Here is a 2,258-nt window from a genome sequence, read left to right on the forward strand (position 1 = left end):
ACCGTGAGACGATTCCGACGACGCTGCAACTGGCCGAGCAATATGATTTCATCTATGCCGCTGTCGGCTGGCACCCGCAGGATGCCCGTGACATGCGGGCGGAAGATCTCGACTGGATTGAAGCGTGCTGCCGCCGCGAGAAAGTGCTGGCAATCGGCGAAATCGGCCTGGACTATTACTGGGACACTTCCCCCCGGGATGTGCAGCAAGCCGTTTTCCGGGAACAAATCAGGTTGGCGCGAAAACTTGGGCTGCCGATTGTTATCCACAACCGCGACGCCCATGAAGACGTCGTGCGCATTTTGCGCGAGGAAAAAGCGGAAGATGTCGGCGGAATCATGCATTGTTTTTCCGGCAGTTGGGAAATCGCCCAAATGTGTCTGGATATGAACTTTTATATTTCATTCGGGGGTCCCGTTACGTTCAAAAACGCGAAAGAGCCGAAAGCCGTTTTGGAGCGGGTGCCTTTGGACCGGTTGTTGATCGAAACGGATTGCCCGTATTTAACGCCGCATCCGTACCGCGGAAAGCGCAACGAGTCCGCATATGTCCGGTTCGTGGCGGAAGCCGCGGCGGAATTGAAAGGGCTAAAATTAGCGGAAATAGAAGAAATAACATCCAATAATGCCAATAAAATCCTTGGAATATCGTTACATGGATGATCTGTTTGGTGAATACGCAAGCATGTGTGAGAGAGACATGATTTTGCCGTGCCAAATCGGCTTTGGGTGTCCAAATTTACGGAATTCGGATGGCATTCGCGGGTTTAAGTCCCTTTACAGCCATGCGCAAAAGAGCGTAAGATACTTTCAGACAACTTAACAGACAGATTGTTCCAGATTCGCTGAGTTCCCGATCCCGGGGAACGGGGGAACCGCTGTTTTCACTGGCCGCAAGGTGTGAAGACAGTTCATTGGGGTGAATTTTGCAATCGGGCATTCACATATGGTGAATGCATCCCGCAGATAGGGCGGTCTTCGCGCCCGAACCCGTCAGCTAACCTCGTAAGCGTACAGAGAGAACCTTTCGTGCAAACAAAGCAAAGTCGCAGAAAGCCGCGGATTGAGTTCCTCTTCCACCGGCTTTTTTTGTTGTCTGAAAACAGTTTTTAAGGAGGACCGATGTAATGGGAATCGCCCCAACACCGCGACCCCATCCTACGCGATCATCCGGTTTGTCTGTCGCTCTCGCTTGGAAACATGACCATATGCGGTTGATTTCAGCCGTATCGTTGGCCGCCATCTTTTTGCTAAGCTTATTCTTTGTGCTATTATATGGAACATCATTCAAGACGGTTACACTGGTCGTTGACGGTAAAGCGCAACAAATCCACACCCATCAATTTGACGTTTCGCATTTGTTGAAAGAGCAAGCGGTAACGGTTGGCGAACATGACCGGATTTCCCGGGACGCGGCCGCATTGATCAAGGATGGCGATACGATCACTGTTGCCCACGCGATACCGATTATGGTCGCGGTTGACGGCAAAACAGAGAAAGCTTATGTCACATCAAGGAATGTTCGGGACGCGCTCGATGAATTGCAGATTACGCTGAATCCGGATGACAAAGTATATCCTGCCGCAGGCGGCGTTTTAAACGCATATGAAACATTGCGCGTTGTTCGTGTAAGCAAGGTGATTGAAGAAAAGGAAGAGATTACGCCGTTTGCGACGGTCAAAACGGCTGACGCCAAACTGGCGAAAGGAAAAGTGCGCACAATCCGCGAAGGCGTCACCGGAATCAGCGTCCATAAAATTGAAAAAATATTCGAGGACGGCAAGCTTACGCGGATCAAAGTTCTGGAAACGACGCAAAAGCAAAAAGCCGTTCCCCAAGTTGTCGCTGTCGGGACCATGAAGCCGGTAACCGTCTTGTCCGCGTCTTCGCCGGTGGTTAAAGAAGTGTCGAAAAACGGCATTACCTTTGGCGTAAAACAAATATTGAAAAATGTGACGCTTACCGCGTACCATGCCGGCATCGAGTCGACCGGCAAGTCCGAGGGCGACCCGGAATATGGCATTACATATACCGGGACGCACGTGCAGGAAGGCAGGACGATTGCCGTTGATCCCAAAGTGATTCCGCTTGGATGGTGGGTCTACATCGAAGGCATTGGCTTCCGCAGGGCGGAAGACATCGGCAGCGGCGTGAAGGGCAAATGGATTGATATTTATTATGAAGACGGCGATTATGCCGATCGCTTCGGCATGAAAAAAGGCGCAACGGTATATGTGATCGGTCCCGTGAAGCCTACCG

General features: G+C 51.2%; 2 protein-coding genes and 1 riboswitch. Both genes read left to right on the plus strand.

What is annotated here, in order from left to right; translation table 11 throughout:
* The coding region (locus tag VF260_09550; GenBank protein HEX7057423.1) for a TatD family hydrolase at positions 1-662 on the plus strand (662 nt) is incomplete at its 5' end.
* A 170-nt stretch (positions 663-832) separates the two neighbouring features.
* Positions 833-1,025: riboswitch (cyclic di-AMP (ydaO/yuaA leader) on the plus strand.
* Between the two features lie 182 nt (positions 1,026-1,207).
* The coding region (locus tag VF260_09555) for a ubiquitin-like domain-containing protein (GenBank protein HEX7057424.1) at positions 1,208-2,258 on the plus strand (1,051 nt) is incomplete at its 3' end.

It is taken from the genome of Bacilli bacterium (assembly GCA_036381315.1).
Lineage (GTDB): Bacteria > Bacillota > Bacilli > Paenibacillales > KCTC-25726 > DASVDB01.